Genomic DNA, 22,658 nt, shown 5'->3' on the forward strand with positions numbered 1-22,658 from the left:
TGACGATTGAAAGGAAATCTGTAATCGTCAATCGTACACCATAAATCCTACAATCCCGTAGCAACCGTTTTCAAGCCTCTTTCCTTGATCAGCTCATCCCTCACGCCCAATGCCCGATATAGTCCCAAAGGAGACAATGCCCCTCCGCTGCGCAAGCGAGCCTCGGCAACCAAAGGACGTACGTCCGTTCTGAACGCCTGTTGCAAGATTTCCTGCGCGCCAGCCACGTCGTTTTTCTCCTGTGCTGCTGCCAACGCCGCTCTATCTACCAAGAGTGCTTGAGCATAGGCAATCATGATAGCCTCTACCGACTGCAATAAATCTTCCAACGGATCTTTCACGTTATGCGAGGCATCTATCATCCACCCCAAGTCAGAAGCATGATTCATTCTCCTATCATCCATCCCGTCCACTAGCTCACTGAAAATCAAGAACAACTGATAGGGCTTGAGGCTCCCTGCCGTCAGGTCATCGTCGCCGTACTTGGAATCGTTGAAATGAAAGCCACCCAATTTACCTTCCATCAACAGCAAGGAAACGATCTGCTCGATATTGGCATTGGGCAAATGATGTCCCAAATCGACCAATGTATAGGCCTGTGGCCCCAACTTACTGGCATATAAGTAAGACTGCCCCCAATCACCTACCGTTGTAGAATAGAAGTTGGGTTCAAAAGCCTTATATTCCACAAACATTTTCCAATCGGACGGAAGGGCAGCATATACCTCTTCCAAGCTTTCTAAAGTACGCTGAAAGGCATTCCTGAAATTCAACTGCCCTGGAAAGCAGGAACCATCAGATAGCCATACTGTCAAAGATTTGGAGCCTAGCTCCACCCCATGTCTGATGACGTCAATGTTGTGGTCTACAGCCTGCTTGCGTACGGCTTTGTCCACATGCTGCATCGATCCAAATTTGTAGCTCAAAGCCTGATCAGGCTGATCCTGGAAAGTATTGGAATTCATAGCATCAAAGGTCAATCCATATTGTGCGGCCAACTGGCGAATGGCGGCATAGTCTTCCGGAATGTCCCATGGAATATGCAGTGAAATGGCTCCCGAAGATTGATTGAGTTTGTGAAGCAGGCCTATATCGGCCATCTTTTCTTCCAGATTTCTTGGCTCTCCCCCACCGGAAAAACGGGCGAACCGTGTGCCCCCTGTGCCCAGTGCCCAGCTCGGTATGGCAATCTGAAAAGCAATCAGCTTCTGTACCAACTCATCAAAATTCGCTATCTCCGAACGCAAAAACTCGGCTTTGCGTTGATGCTCTTTGTTGTTTATATGGTTATATTCATCTATCCTATACTGCTCGATGATCATAATTTTGTTGTTTTTGGTTACCGTAAAATTAGTTATTTTTCATCAATTTCATTCGTTATCTCACAAAGGCCATGGCCACGCCGCCATCCACATTGAGCACATTGCCGGTCGACTTGTTGAGCAAGCCCCCGATGAATACAAAGCAAGCATTGGCAATATCCTCTGGCAAGATGATCTCGTTCAACAAGGTACGCTTGGCGTAATAGGCAGGCAACTCGGCCACGGTGATGCCGTAGGCTTTTGCGCGCCCCTCGGCCCATGCCCCTTCCCAGATCTTGCTGTCCGATATGACCGCATCGGGATTGACCACGTTCACACGGATATGATCCTTGCCCAGCTCGGCCGCATTGAGGCGACTTAGGTGCAGCTGTGCCGCCTTTGCCGACCCGTATCCCGCATTGTTTGGTCCAGACACCAAGGCATTCTTGCTGACGATGTTCAATACGTCACCGCCCAAGTCTTGCTTGCGCATGATGGCTACGCCATGCTGGGTTACTTTAAATTGCCCTTTCACCAATACATCATATAGTAAATCCCAATCCTTGTCAGTATGTTCTTCCAAAGGCTTGGAAATGGAAAGTCCCGCACAGTTGACCACCACATCCACACCGCCAAAGGCCAAACTACCGATCGCATAAGCAGCAACGATATCTATATCACTGGTTACGTCCAGCTTTGCCGCCACGGCAGCGTCCTTGCCATAAACAGATAGAAATTCCTCCTTGGCTTTTTCCAAACGATCTGCATCGTTGTCATTGAGCACCACGACCGCACCTTCCTCCACAAATTTTTTGGCGATGGCCTTGCCTATACCTCCTGCACTGCCCGTTACCAGCGCTATTTTACCAGAGAGCGCCTTGGGTTTGGGCATACGCTGCAACTTCGCTTCTTCCAACAGCCAGTATTCAATATCAAACGCCTCCTGCCTGGGCAGGGACGTATATTCCGAAATAGCCTCTGCCCCCTTCATCACATTGATGGCATTGGTATAAAATTCGGCTGCTACCCTTGCCGTCTGCTTGTCCTTGGAAAAAGAGAAAAGCCCGACACCCGGATACAGGATGATAACCGGATTCTTATCGCGAATGGCAGGGCTATTGGGATGTTTACAGGTCTCGTAGTACTGCGCGTACATGGCACGGTAGGCCTCAAAGGCCGGCACCAGCTGCTGCTTCAGCTGCTCGGCATCGGATAGATCTGCATCGGGCGCCAGTTCGAGTACCAAAGGACTGATCTTGGTACGTAAAAAATGATCCGGACAACTCGTGCCCATAGGAGCAAGTCTATCCAAATCATTGGAATTGATATATTCCAGCACCCGCTCGTCATCAGTAAAGTGGCCTATCATATGGCGTTCTGACGAGCACAAGCCCCGCAGAACAGGCGCTAGTGCTGCTGCTTGTTCCTGCCGTTTTTCCGCAGGCAAGCTCTCTATCCGTTGTCCACCAAAGACAGGTCCTTTCTTTCCGTAATTTTCTTCCAAAAATGCAGCACATTGCTCTATGACGTCCAAAGTATTGACATAACTTTCATAAGCGGTATCGCCCCATGTAAAGAGTCCATGGGATCCCAACATGATACCGCGTATCCCGGGGTTTTCATCCAGGCATTGCTTCAGTTGAAGCCCCAGATCGAAACCGGGCCTCTGCCAATCTACCCAACCGATAGTTCCCTTAAAAAGTTCTTTCGTGATTTGTTTGCCGTCCTTGGCAGCGGCAATGGCAATGGCCGCATCGGGATGCAGATGGTCTATGTGCTTGAAAGGCAAAAAGCCATGTAAGGGTGTGTCGATAGACGGTGCCTTGGATGAAAGGTCAAAGATACAATGGTCAAACAAAGCGACCATTTCGTCTTCTCCGTCCTTCCCTGGATATATCTTCTCCAAATTGCGCAATTTATCCACATAAAGCGCCGCCAGCCCACTCTTTTTTAGCGTACCGAGGTCGCCGCCCGATCCTTTGATCCACATCACTTCCACCTCTTCGCCCGTCAATGGGTCAATGGACCGTACCTTGCAACTCGTATTGCCTCCCCCATAGTTGGTAAGCCTAAGATCGGCCCCCAATAAATTGGAACGGTAAATTAATAGTGCTACTTCATCGCCAGCCAGGCTAGTGGCATACTGTTCGTCCCACAGATAGCTTACGTGCTTATAGCCTTCCTTATTTTTAATATTCAACATAGTATTTACGATATATCCATTTACTTTTTATCCCTATTATAAAGATTTAGCTTCGCTCAAGCTTTATATTATATTTCCTTGGCAAAACCCACCAAAAGCACGGAAACAATGATAACTGCTATTCCAGCGACAATGGTGGCATAGGTTTTTCTGGAAACCCCTTTCCATTCCTTCAATATTACCCCCCAGGCATTGGCCAGCAGTATGATAAAGGCCATGTGCAATATCCAGGAACTGGCGCCATTGCCCAGCTTGCTTTCGCCCATACCGTAAAAGAAGAACTGCAGATACCACATGGTGCCTCCCAAGGCACATAGCAAAAAGTTACGCCCCCTTGGCGTCTGTCTGTCAAAGTAATCTTTATAGCTTTTATTTCGCCAGAGTAATGCAGCGCAATAGATGAGATTGGTAGTGATACCTCCCCACAAGACTACGATATAAGTCACATTGTTCTGGAACAAAAATTCGCCCTGATTAGGATGAACCGCCTTCCAAAGCTCATTGGCTACATTGGCCATAGGCTTGCCGGCTTCCAGGCCAAAATTGAAGCAGGCACTCAGTGCCCCCGAAATCACGGCGACCAAAAGTCCCAATCCCAAATTGAATTCCTTATTGCCACTGGCATCGCTATGGCCGCCCAGCTCCTTCTCTTTACGCACACCAGCTCTACCGCAGAGGTACACGCCCAAAATGCACAGGGCCAAGCCTAGCAAGGTGATGACTCCCCAATTGGTAGTAAAGTACAACGCGATTCCCTCTTTTCCCATAGTAGGATAGAATTCGTAATAAATAGAAGGGAGCAAGGCCCCAATGACCATACTGAGTCCCAGAATGATGCTGCTACCCAACGAAACGCCCAAATAGCGCACGCCTAGCCCATAGGTGAGGCCACCTATGCCCCACAGCACACCATATAGATAGGTATATCCTAGGGTACTACTGTCGGTATTCCTGATGATTTCCCCAAATTGTGGTATGGTGAGCCATGCGGCCACAAAGGGCGCTATAAGCCAGGAGAAAAAACCACCCAATATCCAAAAGCTTTCCCACGACCAGCCCTTGACCTTTTTGTACGGCACATAGAAGCTGCTGGAAGCGCCCCCCCCGATGAAATGAAATATAACCCCCAATAATGCTTGCATAATCTACGTTTACGGTTTCTGTAAGCCAATATCAGGGGTTTGACCTATTAAACTGTCATGGACTATCATGCGGCTCCGCCTATTCATGAAGGTTTATTACTAACGGGAAGGGTTATCACTTTGCTTTATTAACAGCCGTAATGGATCAACGTGATCAATAGCAAAAATTGATAAAAAGATTATTCCATGCTTCTCTTACAAAGGGAAAATAAAGATCGGGAGTTGCTCGCTGCAGGCCACTTAGTGAGAAATATGGCGAAGCGACAGAAAGGGTTCAGCGATAGTAGGAAAAGCAGCAGATATTCTTATCTTCGATAAACAAACCAATGTGTATAATGGGGAGTACCATCACTAGTTATTTCCGTCATTATTCCAAAATGATATCAAATTGACACAGGACTTCCTTAAACAAGATTTGGGCCTATACAACATTGATTGTATTTAGAACCAAAATAAAAAATGGACAATGACAGTAACGAAAAAGAATAAACCAATTCGGGTGCTTGTAGTCGGCTGCGGCAATATGGGGACTTCACATGCACAAGTTTACCATGAATCGATAGATTTCGAGATCTGCGGACTGGTATCAAGGGGTACAAGCAAGGAAAAACTCAACCTGTTGCTGGGTGGGGAATACCCGCTGTTCTCGGACTATGCCGAAGCATTGAAATCTACGGCCCCCGATGCCGTGTGTATTTCCACCTATCCGGACACACATGAGGTCTATGCCATCATGGCGATGGAAAACGGCAGCCATGTGTTTATAGAAAAACCCCTAGCTGATACCATAGAAGGTGCTGAACGCGTAGCAGCTGCGTCCAAAAGGACCGGAAAAAAACTAGTGATAGGCTATATCCTACGTTACCATCCCTCCTGGCAGCAATTCATTGCGCTAAGCGGACAGCTGGGCAAGCCATTGGTGATGCGCATGAACCTCAACCAACAGAGCCATGGCTATATGTGGAACGTGCACCGCAATCTCATGAAAAGCATGAGCCCCATAGTTGATTGTGGTGTTCACTACATCGACGTCATGTGCCAAATGGTAAATAGCAATCCAGTACAGGTGCACGCCATAGGGGCTAGACTCACCGATGATATCCCTGCCGATAACTATAACTATGGCCAATTGCAGATCCGTTTTGCAGATGGTTCCGTAGGCTGGTACGAGGCGGGATGGGGACCAATGATCAGCGAAACCGCATTCTTTATCAAGGACGTTATCGGCCCTAAAGGCTCTGTATCTATCGTGGCTAAGGAAGCCACCAAAAGTGGTAAGTCTGATTCGGTAGCCTCGCACACCAAAACCGAGTCGCTACGCTTCCATCATGCCCAGACGGATGAAGACAATGAATTTGTAAAAGAAGACACTTGGATAGACCTGACAGATGAACCTGACCATCAAGAACTTTGCAAACGCGAGCAGCTTTTTTTTCTGAAAGCGATACTGGAGGATATCGACTTAACCAGCCTTACGGAAGATGCCTTGAATAGCCTCCGCATTGCCTTTGCCTGCGACGAATCGGTAAAAACCGGAAAAATTGTTACTTTAGTGAAGTAAAATCTCATGGAAGAATTTACAAAACTAATTCCAATTAGACCCAAATTTAGCGCTATATATATTGCAAGTAGATCTCAATAATAAATTAGACAACAGCAAACATGAAAGAAAAACCCACCTCAAGACGTGATTTCATAAAAAAATCCGCCTTGGCCGCAGCAGCCTTCACCATCGTTCCCCGGTTCGTACTTGGCGGAACGGGCTACTTGGCTCCTAGCGATCATTTGACAAAGGGCATTATCGGGGTAGGTTCAATGGGACGGGGGCATTTCAACTATGCCGGCACCAGGACCGTAGCCATCTGCGATGTGGACAAACGCCACTTGGCCATCGCCATGCAACAACTGAACGACAGTGGTGTGAAGCAATTGGCAGATTTTCGAGACCTCATTCAGCTACCAGAGGTAGACATCGTACATATTGCCACGCCACCCCATTGGCACGGCATCATGGCAGCAGAGGCTGCCCGCGCGGGAAAGGACATCTGGTGCGAAAAACCCATGACTCGCACCATCGGCGAAGGAAAGCGCGTCAAAGAGGCGATACAACAACATGGACGTATCTTCAGGCTCAATACCTGGTTCAGGTTCAAGGACAATTTTTACGGCATGGGCGTGCCGGTAAAGAAGATCAAAAAATTGGTAGACTCGGACCTGCTGGGCTGGCCACTGAAGGTGACGGTAAGTCGGCATACGGGTTTTGATTGGAAATTTTACTGGGTAGGGAAGGAAAATCTCGCGCCCGAACAAGTGCCTGCCGAGTTGGATTATGACATGTGGCTGGGTCCGGCACAATACAAACCCTATAATACGCACCGCGTACACCAGACTTTCCGTGGCTATTGGGATTACGATGGCGGCGGACTGGGAGACATGGGCCAGCATTACATAGATCCTCTACAATATTTCCTGGGGAAGGATAACGAAAGCCCCATCTCGGTGGAGATAGATGCACCTCAACAACATAGCGACGCAGTAGGTACTTGGAGACGTATTGAGTACACCTATGCCGACGGCTGCAAGATCATACTAGATGGAGAGGGCAAGGACGAGAACATTCCTTATATCGATGGCCCAAATGGCAAATTGTATCCCGGTTTTCTGTCTAATATTCCAGATCTGGAGAACAAGCTTGCTGCTTTTCCCGAGCCAGAGGAACAAGTGGTAGACTTTGTAGAAGCGGTAAAGACAAGGCAGAAATTTGCCCTTAATGAAGATAATGGACACCGCTCCTGCACCTTGGTCAATATGGGCCTAGTAGCACTCCGGTTGGGAAGGCCCTTAAAGTTCGACCCAGAAAAGCAGCTGTTCGTTGATGATGAAGCGGCCAACCGCCTCGTTAACCCACCATTGCGCGGTCCATGGACCATTTAAACCGAGACATAAACTAAATCAGTGCACTTAATGAAAAATCACCTATATACTTCTTTGCTGTTTTTTATGCTCGCCCCTAGTTGGACGATGGCACAGCAAGACGACAAGCGTACCTCTACCACCAAAATTGCAGATCTATTGGCTACCCAACCATCGGAGAACGCCAGTAAATTGAATGCGGCATTCGGTCAGCTCGATGGTTTCACGAGCTCAGATATTAGTGCTTTGCTCTTGCAACTAAAACCGCAAGGTGGCGACAATGCCAAGATAGAATATGCTACCAACAGCTATTCCTACTATGTGATGCAGCCCGGAAACGAAGCCCTTCGTGCCAAGTTTGTACAAGGAGCATTGGATGCTCTGAACAAATTGTCAGACAAGGACAACAAAGGTTTTGTTCTTAACCTATTAGCAAATGCGGCGAAAGATGACGCGATTTCTGTCATTTCGGTTTACCTGCAAGATAGGTACCTAGCCGACCGAGCTGCACGTGCCTTAGCCAATATAGGCACCTCGGAAGCAGATGTGGCATTGACTACTGCATTGCCAAAAGCAGAGGGAAGGAACATTTGCTATCTATTGCAAGCAATTGGCGATGCAGGTTATACCCAAGCAGCGGGCACGGTAGCTTCTTATGCTCAGGCAGATGACCGGGACGTGAGAAAAACTGCTCTTTACACCTTGGCAAAATTGGCCGATCCGGCGTCAGAAGCCATCTTACGCACCAAAGCTAGTGAAGCCAATCTTGGTTACGATGAATCTAATGCCACTGCCTCTTACATTAATTATGCCTATAACGCATTTGCAAAAGGCAATCTCGAATTGGCAGAAAAAGTGGCCAAGACCTTATCATCGGCAGACAAGGAGCAAATATCAACACGTATTGCGGCAATGGACCTTTATACCCAAATACAAGGCAAACAGTACCTGCCCAGCTTGTTGAACGCGGCCAGGGACAAGAACATTGCCTATAGCATTGCTGCCGTAGAGTTGGCACGGCCATATATCAAGGAACGTGAAGTGGTAGCTTGGGGCAAAACATTGAAAAAGACAAGCCTAGAAACGCAGTCCGCAATCCTTAAAACCTTGGCAAATACAAAAGAACCAGCAGCCCTTCCTTATATCGAGAAAGCTTTAAAAAGCAAGGACAGCTTGGTAAAGGTCACAGCCATCAAAGCATACGGCAAATTGCAGGGAGAAGAAGCAGTACCTGTCCTGCTCCAATTACTTTCACGGGCCAACGGCGGTGAAAGGCGAGCCATTGAAGAAACCTTACTGGCGCTAAAAGGAGATGGCGTATCAAATAGGCTAACGGCCGCACTCGGCAACTCCGCCCCTTCAGATCAAGTTGTACTATTATCTGTATTGACGAACAGAAGGGCCAACGAAAGCTTCCCCCATGTGCTCGATTTACTAAAAAGCGGGGACATAGCGGTAAAGCAAGCTGCCTTTTCCGCCTTACCTGCTGTTGCAAGAGCCGAAAACCTACCCACTTTGCTCTCTCTTCTTTCTACTGCCGAGGCAGGTGAAAAGATCGGTCTGGTACAAAAGGCTATAGTGACTGTCGTGGCAGGCAGCCAACAGAAGGAACAGCACATTCAAGCACTGCTTACGGCCTATGAGCAGGCAAATCCCACACAAAAAGCACCTTACCTAAACGTATTTTCAGGCATCGGTGGTGAAGAAAGCCTAACCTCAGTGGTACATGCACTTGAAGACAATGACAGAACATTGAAATCGATTGCCGTAGAGGCCCTTTCCAATTGGAATGACAGAGCGGCTCTGCCCGAACTGATCAAGCTTAGCCGAACCACAACGGACACAACACAATTGGAGCTTGTGGTCGATGGCATCATAAGACTTATCGCAAAAAGCGAATTTCCTGCTGAGCAGAACGTCCTCCTATTGCGCGATGTGATGGAAAGGGCGCAAAATATAAGGCAGAAAAAACAGATACTAAGTACCTTGAGTCAAAACAAAACTTACAATTCACTGATTTTTGCTGGTAAATTTCTGGACGACCCGGAATTGAGTTCAGCAGCGGCAATGGCTGTGCTCAATATAGCGCTTGACAACCCTTCCCTATACGGCACTGAGGTAAAGCAACTATTGGATAAAACAGTAGATGTGCTGAGTGGTCAAGACAGCGATTACCTAAAACAGGCGCTATTGAAACATATTGCCGAACTACCGCGCGATCAAGGCTTTGTTACCCTATTTAACGGGGAAGACCTTAAGGGATGGAAAGGGCTAGTGGAAAATCCCATTAAAAGAGCTGAGATGAGTTCCGCAGAACTGGAGACCGCGCAGGCTAAGGCCGATGAAGCAATGCGCAGCGGTTGGTATGCGAAAGATGGCGTACTTTACTTTAACGGTAAGGGAGACAATATCGCCACCGTAAAACAATATGGCGATTTTGAAATGCTGGTCGACTGGAAGTTGAGCACCGTAGGCAAAGAAGGTGATGCGGGCATCTACCTAAGAGGTACACCACAGGTACAAATATGGGACACTTCACGTGTAAACGTGGGAGCGCAAGTGGGATCGGGAGGACTGTACAACAATCAGAAAAACGAAAGCAAACCATTGAAAGTGGCAGATAATGCGTTGGGCGAGTGGAATACCTTCCGTATCATCATGAAAGACGACAAAGTCACCGTTTATCTGAATGGAGAACTCGTAACCGACAACGTAACCTTAGAAAATTATTGGGACAGAAGCCAAGCCATATTCCCGATAGAACAGATCGAGTTGCAGGCGCACGGCACGGAAGTGGCCTATCGAGATATCTACATTAAAGAAATATCGAGAAAAGAAGTTTTCAAGCTAAGCGACAAGGAAAAAGCGGAAGGCTACCAAGTCTTGTTCGATGGTACAAACCTGGATGCTTGGATGGGTAATACAGATGCTTACGTCATCAGTAACGAAGGTACGCTGGCCTGTTATCCGCAAAAAGGATCGGGCGGAAATCTTTATTCCAAAGAAGAGTACGGCGATTTCGTCTACCGTTTCAGTTTTCGGCTCACTCCTGGAGCAAACAACGGCATCGGTATAAGAGCTCCCTTGGAAGGTGATGCCGCCTATGTGGGTATGGAGATACAGGTACTCGATAACGAGGCCGAGATATACAAAAATTTAAAGGAATACCAATATCACGGTTCCGTCTATGGCGTGATTCCCGCAAAAAGGGGCTATCTCAACCCTATAGGTGAATGGAACGAACAGGAAATCTATGTAAAAGGCAACAAGATAAAGGTGACATTGAATGGCACGGTAATACTCGATGGAGATATTGCCAGTTCATCCAAGAACGGTACGTTGGACGGTCGTGACCATCCAGGACTCCACCGAAAAAATGGTCACTTGGGTTTCCTGGGGCATGGATCCGAAGTACATTTTAAGGATATCAGGATAAAAAGATTATAGACTTCTTTACAAAATGGCGAACAGTATAAGTCGTCCAAAGAAAGAGTCGACTCTACAACACCAAAAATAAATTAAGCATTATGAACAATAGGATGAAAATTTACTCCCTGGCCCTAGTAGCAGCTAGCCTGGCTTCTTGTCAATCAAACTCAACCCGTCAGGAAAACAACGCAGACAGCACGGAAAACCTTGTGCAGTCAGATACGATCCAAGGCCAATGGATCGACCTCTTTGATGGGCAATCCCTTGCTGGATGGCACGGCTTCAATAAGACAGAGCCTGTCAAGAACTGGGAAGTGCAAGACGGCGTGCTGGCCTGTACAGGAAAAGGAAACAAAGAGGATTTTGGGGGCGATATCGTGAGCGATCAGGAGTTCGGCAATTTCGAGCTGGAATGGGAATGGAAAATAGCCAAAGGCGGCAACTCGGGCGTGATGTACCATGTCATTGAAGATCCCAAATATAAAGCACCTTATGAGACTGGCCCTGAATACCAGATGATTGACGATATTGGATTCCCACAAAAGCTGGAAGAATGGCAGATGACGGGAGCAAATTATGCGATGAACCTAGCTGATAGCAGTCAAAAAGTGCTGAAACCCGTGGGCGAGTGGAATTCGAGCAAGATCATCTACAACAATGGGCACGTGGAACATTGGCTGAATGGGAAAAAGATCGTCGATTTTCAGGAAGGAACCGAAGAGTGGAAGAAGGAAAAATCCGAAGGAAAATGGAAAGATTATCCCGATTATAAGATCACAAATCGTGGCAAGATTGCATTGCAGGATCATGGCGATAGCGCTTGGTTTAGAAACATTCGGATACGTAATTTGTAAACGAACAAGAAACAAGACTGATGCAGGCTTTGTCTAAACCTGCATCATGTCTATTCAATAGAATTCACTTAGATTTAGTTCCCTTTTTCGCCTAGGCGCGCTATTCGGGCATTTTTCAGATTCTGCAATCAAATTATAGCAAGGAAAAATCTTTTTCCTTAACATCCTGCGAGCTCGACCCTACAAAGAGCTTAAAGGCTCCTGGCTCTGCCACATATTGCAACTCGTTGTTATAAAACTTGAGATGCTCGGCGGTGATGTTAAAAGTTATCGTTTTGCTTTCACCAGGCTTCAGGCTTATCTTCTCGAAATGCTTCAGTTCCTTAACCGGCCTTGTAACGCTGCCTACCAGATCACGGGTATAGAACTGAACGATCTCCTTTCCTTCCTTGCTCCCTGTATTGGTGACGGTGATACTTGCAGTGATGGAATCTCCTGCTGCAAAACTATCTTTACTAAGCTGGATATCGCCATAGGAAAAGTTCGTATAACTCAGGCCATAGCCAAATGGATAAAGCGGTTCATTGGAAACATCGAGGTAATTGGAACGGAATTTCTGAAACCACTGCCCTTCACCAAGAGGTCTTCCCGTATTTTTATGACTATAGTAGATAGGCACTTGTCCTACATTTTGCGGAAATGTAGCCGTCAGCTTGCCAGAAGGATTCACATCTCCAAAAAGCACATCGGTAATGGCCTTGGCAGCCTCCGTCCCCCCAAACCAAACATTGAGTATAGCAGGAACGTGCTCCTGTTCCCAAGTCAGCACCAGTGGCCTTCCCGTGAATAGCACCAGCACAACCGGTTTGCCGGTCTTCAATAAGGCTTCAAGCAAATTACGTTGGTTTTCGGGTATGCTAATGTCGGTACGGCTGGAACTTTCGCCACTCATTTCAGAGGCCTCGCCCAAAGCGGCGACTATCACGTCGGCATTGCTAGCGATATTTACTGCCTCTCCAATGATCTCCTCCTCTGGCCTGTTGTCGCGAGGTATCTCCCTGCCAAACATGGTGGCCCGCTCCTGGTACTTGGCATCCGACAGGAGATTGGTACCTAGGCTATGCACAACGTTTACGCTGGTTCCCAGTACCTCTTTCATGCCGGCCAACAGCGATTGCGTGTTTTCCAGATCGGCGTTGACACTCCACGTCCCCGGCATATTGCTTCCCGTATTAGCTAATGGCCCTATAAGAGCTACCGTGCCCGCTTTTTTCAGGGGAAGTGTGTTATTTTCATTTTTTAAAAGGACGAAAGATTCTGCCGCAGCCTGCCTGGCCAAAGCCAAATGTTCCTTAGATAGTATTTCTTTCTTTGCTCTTCCTTCGTCACAGTATTTGTAGGGATCTTGGAATAAGCCCAACTTGTACTTGGCCTCCAAGACCTTTCGACAGGCCCTATCAATATCGGCCTGTGTCACCTTGCCTTCATCCAGTGATTTTTTCAGCGTGGTAAGAAAACCTTCGCCCACCATATCCATATCTATTCCGGCTTCCAGCGCACGAGCCGACACCTCCTGCAAATTTCCCAAACCGTGATCTACCAATTCATTGATTCCCGTATAGTCGGTCACGATAAGGCCATCAAAACCCCATTGCCCGCGCAATACATCTTGCATAAGCCACTTATTGGCAGTAGCCGGCGTACCATTGATATCGTTGAACGACATCATCACACTTCCAGCACCAGCATCTACCGCAGCCTTATAGGGAGGCAGGTATTCGTTGTACATCCTGTGCAAGCTCATATCCGTGGTGTTGTAGTCCCTGCCGGATTCTGCAGCACCATAGAGCGCAAAATGCTTGAAACAGGCCATCAGGGTATTGTTTGCCGCCAGATCATGGCCTTGCAGTCCCCTCACCATGGCAGCAGAAATCAAGCTCCCCAAATAGGTATCTTCACCACTACCTTCAGATATGCGTCCCCAGCGCGGATCCCTAGATATGTCCACCATAGGCGAAAAGGCCCAATTGAGGCCATCCGCACTGGCTTCTGTGGCAGCAATTCGGGCAGTCTTTTCTATCAACTCCATATCCCAGGTTGCCGACAGCCCAAGAGGAATGGGAAAAAGCGTCTTATATCCATGAATAACATCTTGCCCAAATATAAGTGGAATCTTGAGCCGACTGTGGTTTACCGCAAGTTCCTGAGTCTTGCGTACCCTCTCTGGTGTGGTGAGACTAAACACACCGCCCACTTGCCCTGCCTTAATCTTGGCTTCCAGATCGCTGTTAACGGCAGAGCCAGTCGTAGCTTCGCCCCCAGTAGGTAAGTTGAGTTGTCCAATTTTTTCCTCTACGGTCATCTTACCCATCAAATCATCGATAAAAGCATTCATATCAACCGCCTTTTCAGTCTTTTGAAGAGCAAGGTTCTTGTTTTTATTGCGTTGCGCAAGCGCCATAGGAGCAGCCTGTACAATAGCCGCTATGGTCAGTATAAGTAGTTTATTCATGTTCATTATCTTATATTATAAAGTATCAAGATGCAATAGCCATGTAAAGCTTAAAGCGGAAAGTCCAAAGCTATTTTAACTACTTTAGTCTTTGAGCTTTGGCCTTTAGTCTCACTTCGCTTGTCTCACATTTACCATCCTATTTGCTCTTCTTCACCTCAGATCTTTCCGATATACCGTTTTCGTTAAAGGCCTCTATTGCAAAATAATAGTCTTGTCCTTTACTGAGGCTTTTGAGTTCCAAAGAATCATTATCATATATCATCCACGAGTTATAAAGCTTATCTGGCGCAATGCCCCATAGGATATTATAACCCTGTGCGTTCTTTTGTTTCTGCCAGGAAATTTTTGCATCCCTACTGTCCGTCTGGCGCTCCACCAGAAATTGGCTAACCTTTGCCGGGGCCTTACCTGTGCCTTTCCCGAAAATACGCAGGCCGGAAAGAGCCAGATGCGGCGTAGGCACATGGATATTGCGGAAACGGATATAGCGCGCTCTGGCCTCCTTTTCCAGCATGACATAATCATTGGGCACATCCGTTCTGTTTTGCTGCTTGTCTACCAGCGTTTGCCAGCTCTTGCCATCCACAGAGCCTTCTATAAGGTATTGGTGATAAAGATTGGGCACCCTGCCGTAAAGCCCAGACTGATAGTCATGGAAATTGACCTGTATGGCCTTTATAGAAGAAGTATGCAAGAGATCGATCTGTACCCATTGCTGCGCATCGCCCTGTTCAGCAAGCCAAAATGTCTTGATATTTTCATCCACTATGTTCGGTGCGGGAAAGCTATCTACCTGCGAAGATACCGTGACGGGTTTATTATACGACAGCAACATCCATCCGGTGAAAGCCCCTTTCTGGTTAACTGCTGCGGGTGCATAATGCGGATAGTCACCAAAATAGGTATCGCTATACATCAATCCATCCGCGTCGAAAAAAGAGGGGAACAGACAAATGCGTCGCTCCCAATTGACATTGACAGAGAGTGCCATGGAACCAAAGTGCCAATACTGCCCTTCTGGCCCTAACACGGTACTACCGTGCCCTGCGCCATTGGCAAAGCCCCCCGGCTTGTAGGCGATGGGATTGTTAGGAGCATACTGATATGGGCCTAAGGGGTGGTCGGCAACGTAGACACCGTCTCCATACACATTAAATTCCGTTCCCGGAGCCGCATACTGCAGGTAATATTTACCATTGTGCTTCGTCATCCAAGGACCTTCTATGTAACCACCTAGGACAGTATCTGTATGATTTTCTCCGAAGCGCTCCCAGCCATGTTGCCGCGCATCTAAATTAAAAAGCTCAAAAGTCTTTTTTGAAGGTCGGAAGCGTTGGTTCTTATCCAATGTTTTGGCCCGTATGGGGTATTGATTGGAGGATCCCCAAAACATATAAGCCTGATCATCGTCGTCGATAAAAATGGCAGGATCTTGCAGGTCATTGAGGATGGCTGGAACGGCTTTCCAATCACCTTTCTTGGGGTTGTCTGTGTACAAGATACTCATAGATCCCGATGGGTCGCCTGCAACATAGAGTACGGAATCCTTATAGTTGTGTGCAGCAGGGGCATTGGAACCTTGAAAATACCATTTTTCTGGCGTAATGAAGGTCCAATTTGTCAAATCTTTGGAATGCCAATAGCCCATAGAGCGGGTGACAAACATATAATATTCCCCGCGGAAGGAAACTACTGCGGGATCGGCTCCCGAACGATAGGATATATCATCGTGCGCATTATAGATCATGTATGTGTAATCCAGATTGAGGGGATTGCAATAGGTACGCTCCTGCTGCGCTTTTGAGCTCAAAGCCGCACCTGTAATAAAAAATAGCAATAAAAAGAAACGTTTCCAATTGTAGGCCATATATCACAAATCTAATAGCTAAAATCGTACATCATCCAATCGGGTGCACGACAAATTTCCGCCTATAGTATGCCGTCACTGCGAGTTGGAACGGCGAAGCAGTCTGGGCGAACAAAAAAGCAGATTGCTTCTTCATTACATTCATCGCAATGACGCTTTTTTGTTCAAATAGGATTTTTGTCGTACAGCCAATCTTAAATCTAAAATCGTAAATCCTACAAAGGATGCTTCGTACTCTTGAATCCCAATTTTTTCAATCCGTCTTTGATCTCCGGTGCCCCCATGAACAATTTCCATAGCAAACCTGTTCGTTCGTTTTCTATCATCACGGGAATGGGGCCCTGATCTATAGCTAGATAACGTTGCGGAAACCAATTGTCCGTTTCACTATAGGCATCGTAAAAGCCATATTTTCCCCATACCTTGCTGCCCAGGCTGTCATATAGATGACGTATCACGTCCATGCTGTACTCAGGCGTATAAGGGTATGACGATAGTGCCGCCGTGGGTGTAATAACACCGTGGTCCTCCTTCGGACTATGGGCGGCATAACCGTTAACGGAATAACTAGCAGTGAGTCCCCAGGCGTTTTTGCCGTATCCCTTAAAGCCTTTGGGGTTCTCGATGCAATACTCCCGCTGTATAAGCGTATGGTTGCGGTTGAGTTCCCAATAGTCGGCATATTGATCGCTCAAGCCTTCCGGATCCAGACCAAGATAGGAGTACTGCGCCCAAAAAAGTGGCCCTACACTACCTTCATGGTAGTTATGGTTGAGCACCACCTTATAGCCGTATTGTTCGGCATTGGATACGATCTTTCCATTTCTGGCCCATCCCTTGTGATACGTGCTTGCCGGTACACCATGTGTGGGCGAGGATGCGGCCAGCACATAGGTAATGAGGCATTCATTATAACCTTCCAAAGGAAAGTTCATTTCCCATCCGTAATTGGGGCTCCAGTGCCAATACAGCACATCTTGGTTACCTTTCCTGTACCAATTCCAATCAATGTCTTTCCAGAGTTTGTCTACCTTCTTTGCAAGTAGTTGCTCTTGCTCGCTGCCTTGGGCAAAGTACTCCCGCACACAGATGAGTCCTTGTGCCATGAACGCGGTTTCTACCAGATCTCCACCATTATCCTTGGTACCAAAAGGCTTTACCTTACCCGTTGGCCCATGCAACCAATGGGGCCAAGCACCATGAAAACGGTCGGCCTTTTCGAGGTAATTGACAATCTTAATCAGGCGCTCCACACCTTCCTGGCGAGTGACGAAACCCCGATCGATGCCCACCAGAATGGCCATGACACCAAAACCCCCGCCCCCAGTGGTTACCACATTATAATCATCTTGCGGATAATCGCCATCGATGTGGATTCGTTCCCGAGCCAGGCCAGAGGTTTCCTCTGCCCCATCCCAAAAGTACTGAAAGGTCTGTTGCTGCACCAGGGTGAGGAGAGAGTCGTTGGAGAGGGGGTCTTGCCCTTGTTCAGTTTGTTCAACTTCCTGCCGCTTTTCACTATTACAGGATGTCACCGAGCCAAACAAAGTGATCAACAATAAGGATATAAGCAGATAGGGATGTTTTTCCATAAGTATTTCTATAGGTCAGGTAAAGCCTATAAAGCATGCAATTGATGCTTTATAGGCCGCATAACATATCGTTAGATTTTAATAATCTGGATTTTGCGTAAGCACACCTCCAGATCTGTCAATTTCTGGTTGGGGAATAGGCAAGAACCTATTTCGGATTTGGTAACCTGTTTTTCCAGCAGCATGAAATGTTTCCACATCTATCCCCCAGCGAACCAGGTCAAAGAAGCGTTCGTTTTCCATGCCTAGCTCCACTTGGCGTTCATGTCTAATGGCTTGGCGCAGCTCTTCTTGATCTCGAGTTGTATACTCAGGCAACACTTCGTTATTGTTTCCCCTAGCCCTTGCCCGCACTTGTTCCAAATACTCCAAAGCAAGATCTGTACTTCCAATTTCATTAGCAGCTTCTGCTGCCATAAGAACCACATCTGCATAGCGGATAACCCTGAAATTGAACCAGGGCCCCTGCCTATTACCTGTTGATCGGCGTATGGATGGATTTGTATAAACTTTCTTGTTCCAGTAAGCTCGGTCCAATCCCCCAGGGATACGTTCGCCATAAGGCGTGTTCACACTATCGGAGTACAAAACAGTTACATCTTTCCGTGGATCATCTTCCTCAAAGGCATTTAATAGAACTTGGTTTGGCACGTTCCAGCCCCAGCCCAGGTCAAATTCTCCAGCCCCCCGAACGCCTTGTCTGCTGGCTAAAGTAATGCCCAAATTGGTGATATTCTGCGTATAATGGGCTTGAATCTCAAAAACAGACTCAGCGCTGTTCTCACTTTCCTCCCTGAAAATCATATCATAGGGTACATTCAAGTTATATTCACCGGACGACATGACAGCTTGTGCCGAGGCTAATGCCGAATTCCAGTTACCTCTTGCTAAATAGGTCTTTGCTTGCAAAGCCAATGCCGCCCCGCGCGTTATACGACCAACAAACCGGTCCTCCCACGACAGGGGAAGAAGGCCAACAGCTTCATTTAGGTCGGCATCTATCAATGCGTAAATTTCAGCGATAGTAGATTTGGGTACGATTGCCTGATCTTGCGTATAGATACGAAAATCGACTTTGGGTACTTCTCCAAACGCACGAACCAGATTGAAGTAGGCGAAAGCGCGTACAAACTTGGCCTCAGCGACATTAATGGCCGTGAGATCGGTGGGAGTTTCAATACTGTCTGCATCACTAATAAGGTTATTCGTCAAAGCAATTAAACTATAATGATCTGACCAGTAATTGTTGATTAACCAGTAATCCAAAGGATATTGAAAATCATCAAATATAGGACCAGCCCCCGCCTCGTCTCCAGGGCCACCACCTATATCGGCATCATCTGCCCTTATATTATGAATAGAAACGTAAGGCAGTCCACTAGTTCCTTCGCTACGCAAACCAGCGTATATACCAAATACTTGTCCCTCCAAAGACCCTGCGGGGATATCTTCTTCAGTCAGTCTGCCCAAAGGATCTCCACCGAGCCAACCTTCTCCGCAAGATGCAAGCAGCAGCACAAGGATGAACAAGCTTGTGAAACCTGATCTTCCTATTTTATATTTATCATTATTCATTTTCATAACAAAAATTTACAGGTTTTAAAAATTCAGGTTAACGCCAAAAGTATAAATTGCAGGAACTGGATAGGTTCCGTTATCAACACCAAACTGGATAGCCGACCCACCAATTTCAGGCGTGTATCCAGTATTTTTGGCAAACGTAAATGGGTTTTGTGCATTCAGGAACAAGCGTAGACTTTTCAAGTGCAAACGTTGAATTACGTCGCTGCTGAAATTGTACCCCAGCTGAAGATTACGAATCCGCACAAAACTACCATCTTCAATATAGTAGCTGGAAATTTGTCGGTTGTTACCTCTGGAAGTATTCATTATTGGTTCCCAGTCGGAAGTTCCCTCTCCATGCCATCTGTTCAATCGGTCTTCCAGAAAGTTGAACTGTGCAAATTCATTTCGGTTCCAGTCCCGGAAAATCTCATTTCCATGCACGCCCATTATTTCAACTCCAAAATCCAATTGCTTATAAGTGATCCCTATATTGGCGCCATAAGTAAAATCAGGAGTTGGATTACCTATCATAGTACGGTCGTTGGCATCGATTATTCCATCGCCATTTAGGTCCCGATATCGAATATCGCCAGGCTGGAAATTGCCACCGGTTCCCAAGCCGTTCTCTGGAGCGGCTTCTGCTTCGGCGGCATTTTGATAAATACCGTCGTGTACATATCCAAAGAAATAGCCTATCGGATATCCCACGGTGGTACGAGAAGCATCACGGAGAATCTGATATCCATCATTTACCAAAAATTCAACATTGTTGGACAAGGTGGTCAGGTTACCCCCTACAGTAAACGACCAGTCGTCGCTGAGCCGTTGGCTCCAGTTAGCCGCCAGTTCTATACCATTGTTTTTAATAGTTCCTTGATTGGATAATCCCGGTTTCGTACCCAATAATCCCGGAACTTCGACCATGATATGCCTAGTTAGCTTATTGTAGTAATTAGCTTCCAACGTCAGCTTATTTGCAAAGCCTGTAAATTCAAAGCCTGCTTCCCATGCAGTTACCGTTTCCCATTGCAGATTGGGATCTGCTATGTACTGTGGTTCATAACCCGGAAAGATGTTTCCATCAAATACTGCCGAACTATTGGCCACCAACAAGGGGAACATAGGATAACGATAATCGTCGCCCGTGTTTTGGTTGCCGAGCACTCCCCAAGATCCCTTCAACTTTAAGTTGTCCATGAACGATACATCACTCATGAAGCTCTCTTCACTCAGTACCCATGCTGCACCTATTGATCCAAAATTCTGCCATGGATTACTCCTTATAAACGCAGAACTACCGTCCCTTCTAAAAGACGCATTCAGCAGGTATTTTCCTTGGTAATTGTACAATACACGCCCTAGGTAAGAAATAGTACGTCGCTCCCAAGCCGTACCATCACTCTCTTGCGTATCACTAGAGCCTATACCCACAAACCATTTATTTGGATCATCCGGAATCGGATCGCCTGTGCCTTGTCCTCGTGAAGCTGTCAGTCCTTCATAGCGGGTACTATAGGTAGTATATCCCACCATGGCCGTTAATGAATGTTCACCAAAGGTGTTCTTGTAAGTCAAAAGCCAATCCGATTGCAGTTTTGCGAGCGTACTTTGTCCTTGAGAAACAGAAGTAAGCAACCCGGTCCTATCCGTTTTGTCATCTCCTGTCAGATCTGGATTATAGAAATTGATTAATGGTGTATAGGATCTGTCTTTATTAAAGCCATAATCTGCCAAAAATGATGCTCTGAAGGTAAAGTGCTCCAAGAAGTCAAGTTCGCCAAATACACTACCCACCCCACGATATTCGTGATTGATGAAATGTCCTCTCCGCAATTCCACATTCGTCATAGGATTGTTGATCTGCGCACGCTGGAAATTGGGTAATGTATGGTAAAGACCGTAAGCTTCATTAAACACAGGCGCTATAGGAGCTGCCCTTAATGCACTTGCTACAGCTCCCTCCATTTGTGCTTCAGGAGGAGGTAATTTAGATTGATAACCGTTGAAGTTCATGCCCACCCTAAAATTATCCGTGATACTCAATTGGTCATTGATGCTAATCGTCACCTTGTCCAACTGCTCATGCTTGATAATACCTTGGTCTATTGTGTAGCCGAGCCCCATGTAGAATTTATTTTTCTCCGAAGCGCCACTGACACTGATATTGTTGTAATTCAACACCCCTTTCTGAAATATCTCATCTTGCCAATCGGTGTTTCCTGTCCAATTGTCATAATTGAAAGGCACGGACCCCTGATTGGTTAGCTGTTCGTCATACAAGGTACGGAAACCAGCAGCATCCGTCATTTTCATCTTATCAGAGACCTCCTTAAAGCCGACTGTAGAGTTGAAATTGAAGTTAAGTTGACCTTCCTTGGCTTGTTTGGTTGTGATGGCGATAACGCCATTTGCACCCCGTACACCAAATATAGCCAAAGATGACGGATCCTTGAGCACTTCCATTGACTCTATATCCGCTGGATTTAAGTAATTGATATTGTCGTTCAATATTCCATCTACTACGTACAAAGGACTTACATTATTAATAGAGTTGGTACCCCTTATTCTGACGTCGGGATTTTGTCCCGGCCGGCCGGAATTGACAACCTGCACGCCAGCTACTTTCCCTTGGATGGATGCAATTGGATTAGTTGCCGGTTTATCTGCTAGTTCTTCACCACTTACACGAGTTATACTTCCCGTCAAATCCCGCTTCTGAGCAGTACCATAGCCTATCACCACCACCTGATCCAATTGTGTGCTCTCACTCTCCAATGCAACATTGATGTTTGTACGTCCAGCTACAGGCAGCTCGACTTTTCGATAACTGATGAAACTGAACACCAAAATGCCATTCTTGGGAACCTCTATCCGATAATTTCCATTGGCATCTGTTTGCGCACCTTGGCTAGTTCCCTTTACCAAAACACTGACTCCGGGTATACCAGATCCATCCAATGAGTCGGTGACCTTGCCTACTACGGTAATGTTTTCTTGAGCTACTGCCGCCCCAAAAGAAAACAAGCATAGTACCAGTAAGCAACAAGTAATTAATTTCCTCATGCGTTGTTTAAATCGTTAAATTGGTTAAAAATTATAATACAGTTAGCTGTCCTCTATACCTTATAGCCATTAAATTGAGTACTCACTCACCTACTGCACTTTCTGGTTAGATAACAATGCAAAAATCTGCTAAAAGTTTCTTGAGAAAGGCATTTTTCACCTCAACATTTATACATCAGAATATAAATTTACTGCTCAAAACATAACAAGAATTAACACAAAACACTTAAAAACAAATAGTTACAATGAAATCAAAATACATCAAAAACCATT

Annotated in this window: 12 protein-coding genes; 4 read left to right on the plus strand and 8 right to left on the minus strand. The window is 46.5% G+C overall.

The window, feature by feature from the left end; genetic code table 11:
- Nucleotides 1-47: 47 nt before the first annotated feature.
- The 3 genes from A37S_RS0107965 to rhaT form a co-directional block, all read right to left on the minus strand.
- Nucleotides 48-1,322: a sugar isomerase gene (locus tag A37S_RS0107965; RefSeq protein WP_028296534.1), complete on the minus strand. Its 1,275-nt coding sequence runs from the start codon at nt 1,320-1,322 to the stop codon at nt 48-50.
- 55 nt (nt 1,323-1,377) lie between these two features.
- Nucleotides 1,378-3,504, minus strand: a complete 2,127-nt coding sequence (locus tag A37S_RS0107970; protein ID WP_036601742.1) for a bifunctional rhamnulose-1-phosphate aldolase/short-chain dehydrogenase — start codon at nt 3,502-3,504, stop codon at nt 1,378-1,380.
- A 68-nt stretch (nt 3,505-3,572) separates the two neighbouring features.
- Nucleotides 3,573-4,646 carry an L-rhamnose/proton symporter RhaT gene (gene rhaT, locus A37S_RS0107975; RefSeq protein ID WP_028296536.1) on the minus strand — a complete coding sequence of 358 codons (1,074 nt, stop codon included), beginning with the start codon at nt 4,644-4,646 and terminating at the stop codon, nt 3,573-3,575.
- A 466-nt stretch (nt 4,647-5,112) separates the two neighbouring features.
- Between rhaT and A37S_RS0107980 the strand changes: the two genes are divergently transcribed.
- The 4 genes from A37S_RS0107980 (at nt 5,113) to A37S_RS23970 (ending at nt 11,842) form a co-directional block, all read left to right on the plus strand.
- On the plus strand, nt 5,113-6,207 hold the full coding sequence (locus A37S_RS0107980) for a Gfo/Idh/MocA family protein (protein WP_028296537.1): 1,095 nt from the start codon (nt 5,113-5,115) through the stop codon (nt 6,205-6,207).
- 101 nt (nt 6,208-6,308) lie between these two features.
- Nucleotides 6,309-7,580: a Gfo/Idh/MocA family oxidoreductase gene (locus A37S_RS0107985; protein ID WP_028296538.1), complete on the plus strand. Its 1,272-nt coding sequence runs from the start codon at nt 6,309-6,311 to the stop codon at nt 7,578-7,580.
- A gap of 30 nt (nt 7,581-7,610) precedes the next feature.
- Nucleotides 7,611-11,006, plus strand: coding sequence for a DUF1080 domain-containing protein (locus A37S_RS0107990; protein WP_028296539.1), 3,396 nt, complete (start codon nt 7,611-7,613; stop codon nt 11,004-11,006).
- 80 nt (nt 11,007-11,086) lie between these two features.
- Nucleotides 11,087-11,842 carry a 3-keto-disaccharide hydrolase gene (locus tag A37S_RS23970; RefSeq protein WP_036601796.1) on the plus strand — a complete coding sequence of 252 codons (756 nt, stop codon included), beginning with the start codon at nt 11,087-11,089 and terminating at the stop codon, nt 11,840-11,842.
- Nucleotides 11,843-11,975: 133 nt separating this feature from the next.
- On the opposite strand, the gene bglX is transcribed toward A37S_RS23970, so the two are convergent.
- The 5 genes from bglX to A37S_RS0108020 form a co-directional block, all read right to left on the minus strand.
- Nucleotides 11,976-14,300 carry a beta-glucosidase BglX gene (gene bglX / locus A37S_RS0108000; RefSeq protein ID WP_211229741.1) on the minus strand — a complete coding sequence of 775 codons (2,325 nt, stop codon included), beginning with the start codon at nt 14,298-14,300 and terminating at the stop codon, nt 11,976-11,978.
- Nucleotides 14,301-14,433: 133 nt separating this feature from the next.
- Nucleotides 14,434-16,164, minus strand: coding sequence for a family 43 glycosylhydrolase (locus tag A37S_RS0108005; protein WP_036601745.1), 1,731 nt, complete (start codon nt 16,162-16,164; stop codon nt 14,434-14,436).
- Between the two features lie 215 nt (nt 16,165-16,379).
- Nucleotides 16,380-17,756 carry a glucoamylase family protein gene (locus tag A37S_RS0108010; protein ID WP_028296542.1) on the minus strand — a complete coding sequence of 459 codons (1,377 nt, stop codon included), beginning with the start codon at nt 17,754-17,756 and terminating at the stop codon, nt 16,380-16,382.
- A gap of 78 nt (nt 17,757-17,834) precedes the next feature.
- Entirely contained in the window at nt 17,835-19,337 is a 1,503-nt protein-coding gene (locus tag A37S_RS0108015; protein WP_028296543.1) for a RagB/SusD family nutrient uptake outer membrane protein, read from the minus strand.
- Nucleotides 19,338-19,355: 18 nt separating this feature from the next.
- Nucleotides 19,356-22,385, minus strand: coding sequence for a SusC/RagA family TonB-linked outer membrane protein (locus A37S_RS0108020; protein ID WP_028296544.1), 3,030 nt, complete (start codon nt 22,383-22,385; stop codon nt 19,356-19,358).
- Nucleotides 22,386-22,658 lie beyond the last annotated feature (273 nt).

This window comes from Olivibacter sitiensis DSM 17696, assembly GCF_000427965.1.
In the GTDB taxonomy this organism is placed as follows: domain Bacteria; phylum Bacteroidota; class Bacteroidia; order Sphingobacteriales; family Sphingobacteriaceae; genus Olivibacter; species Olivibacter sitiensis.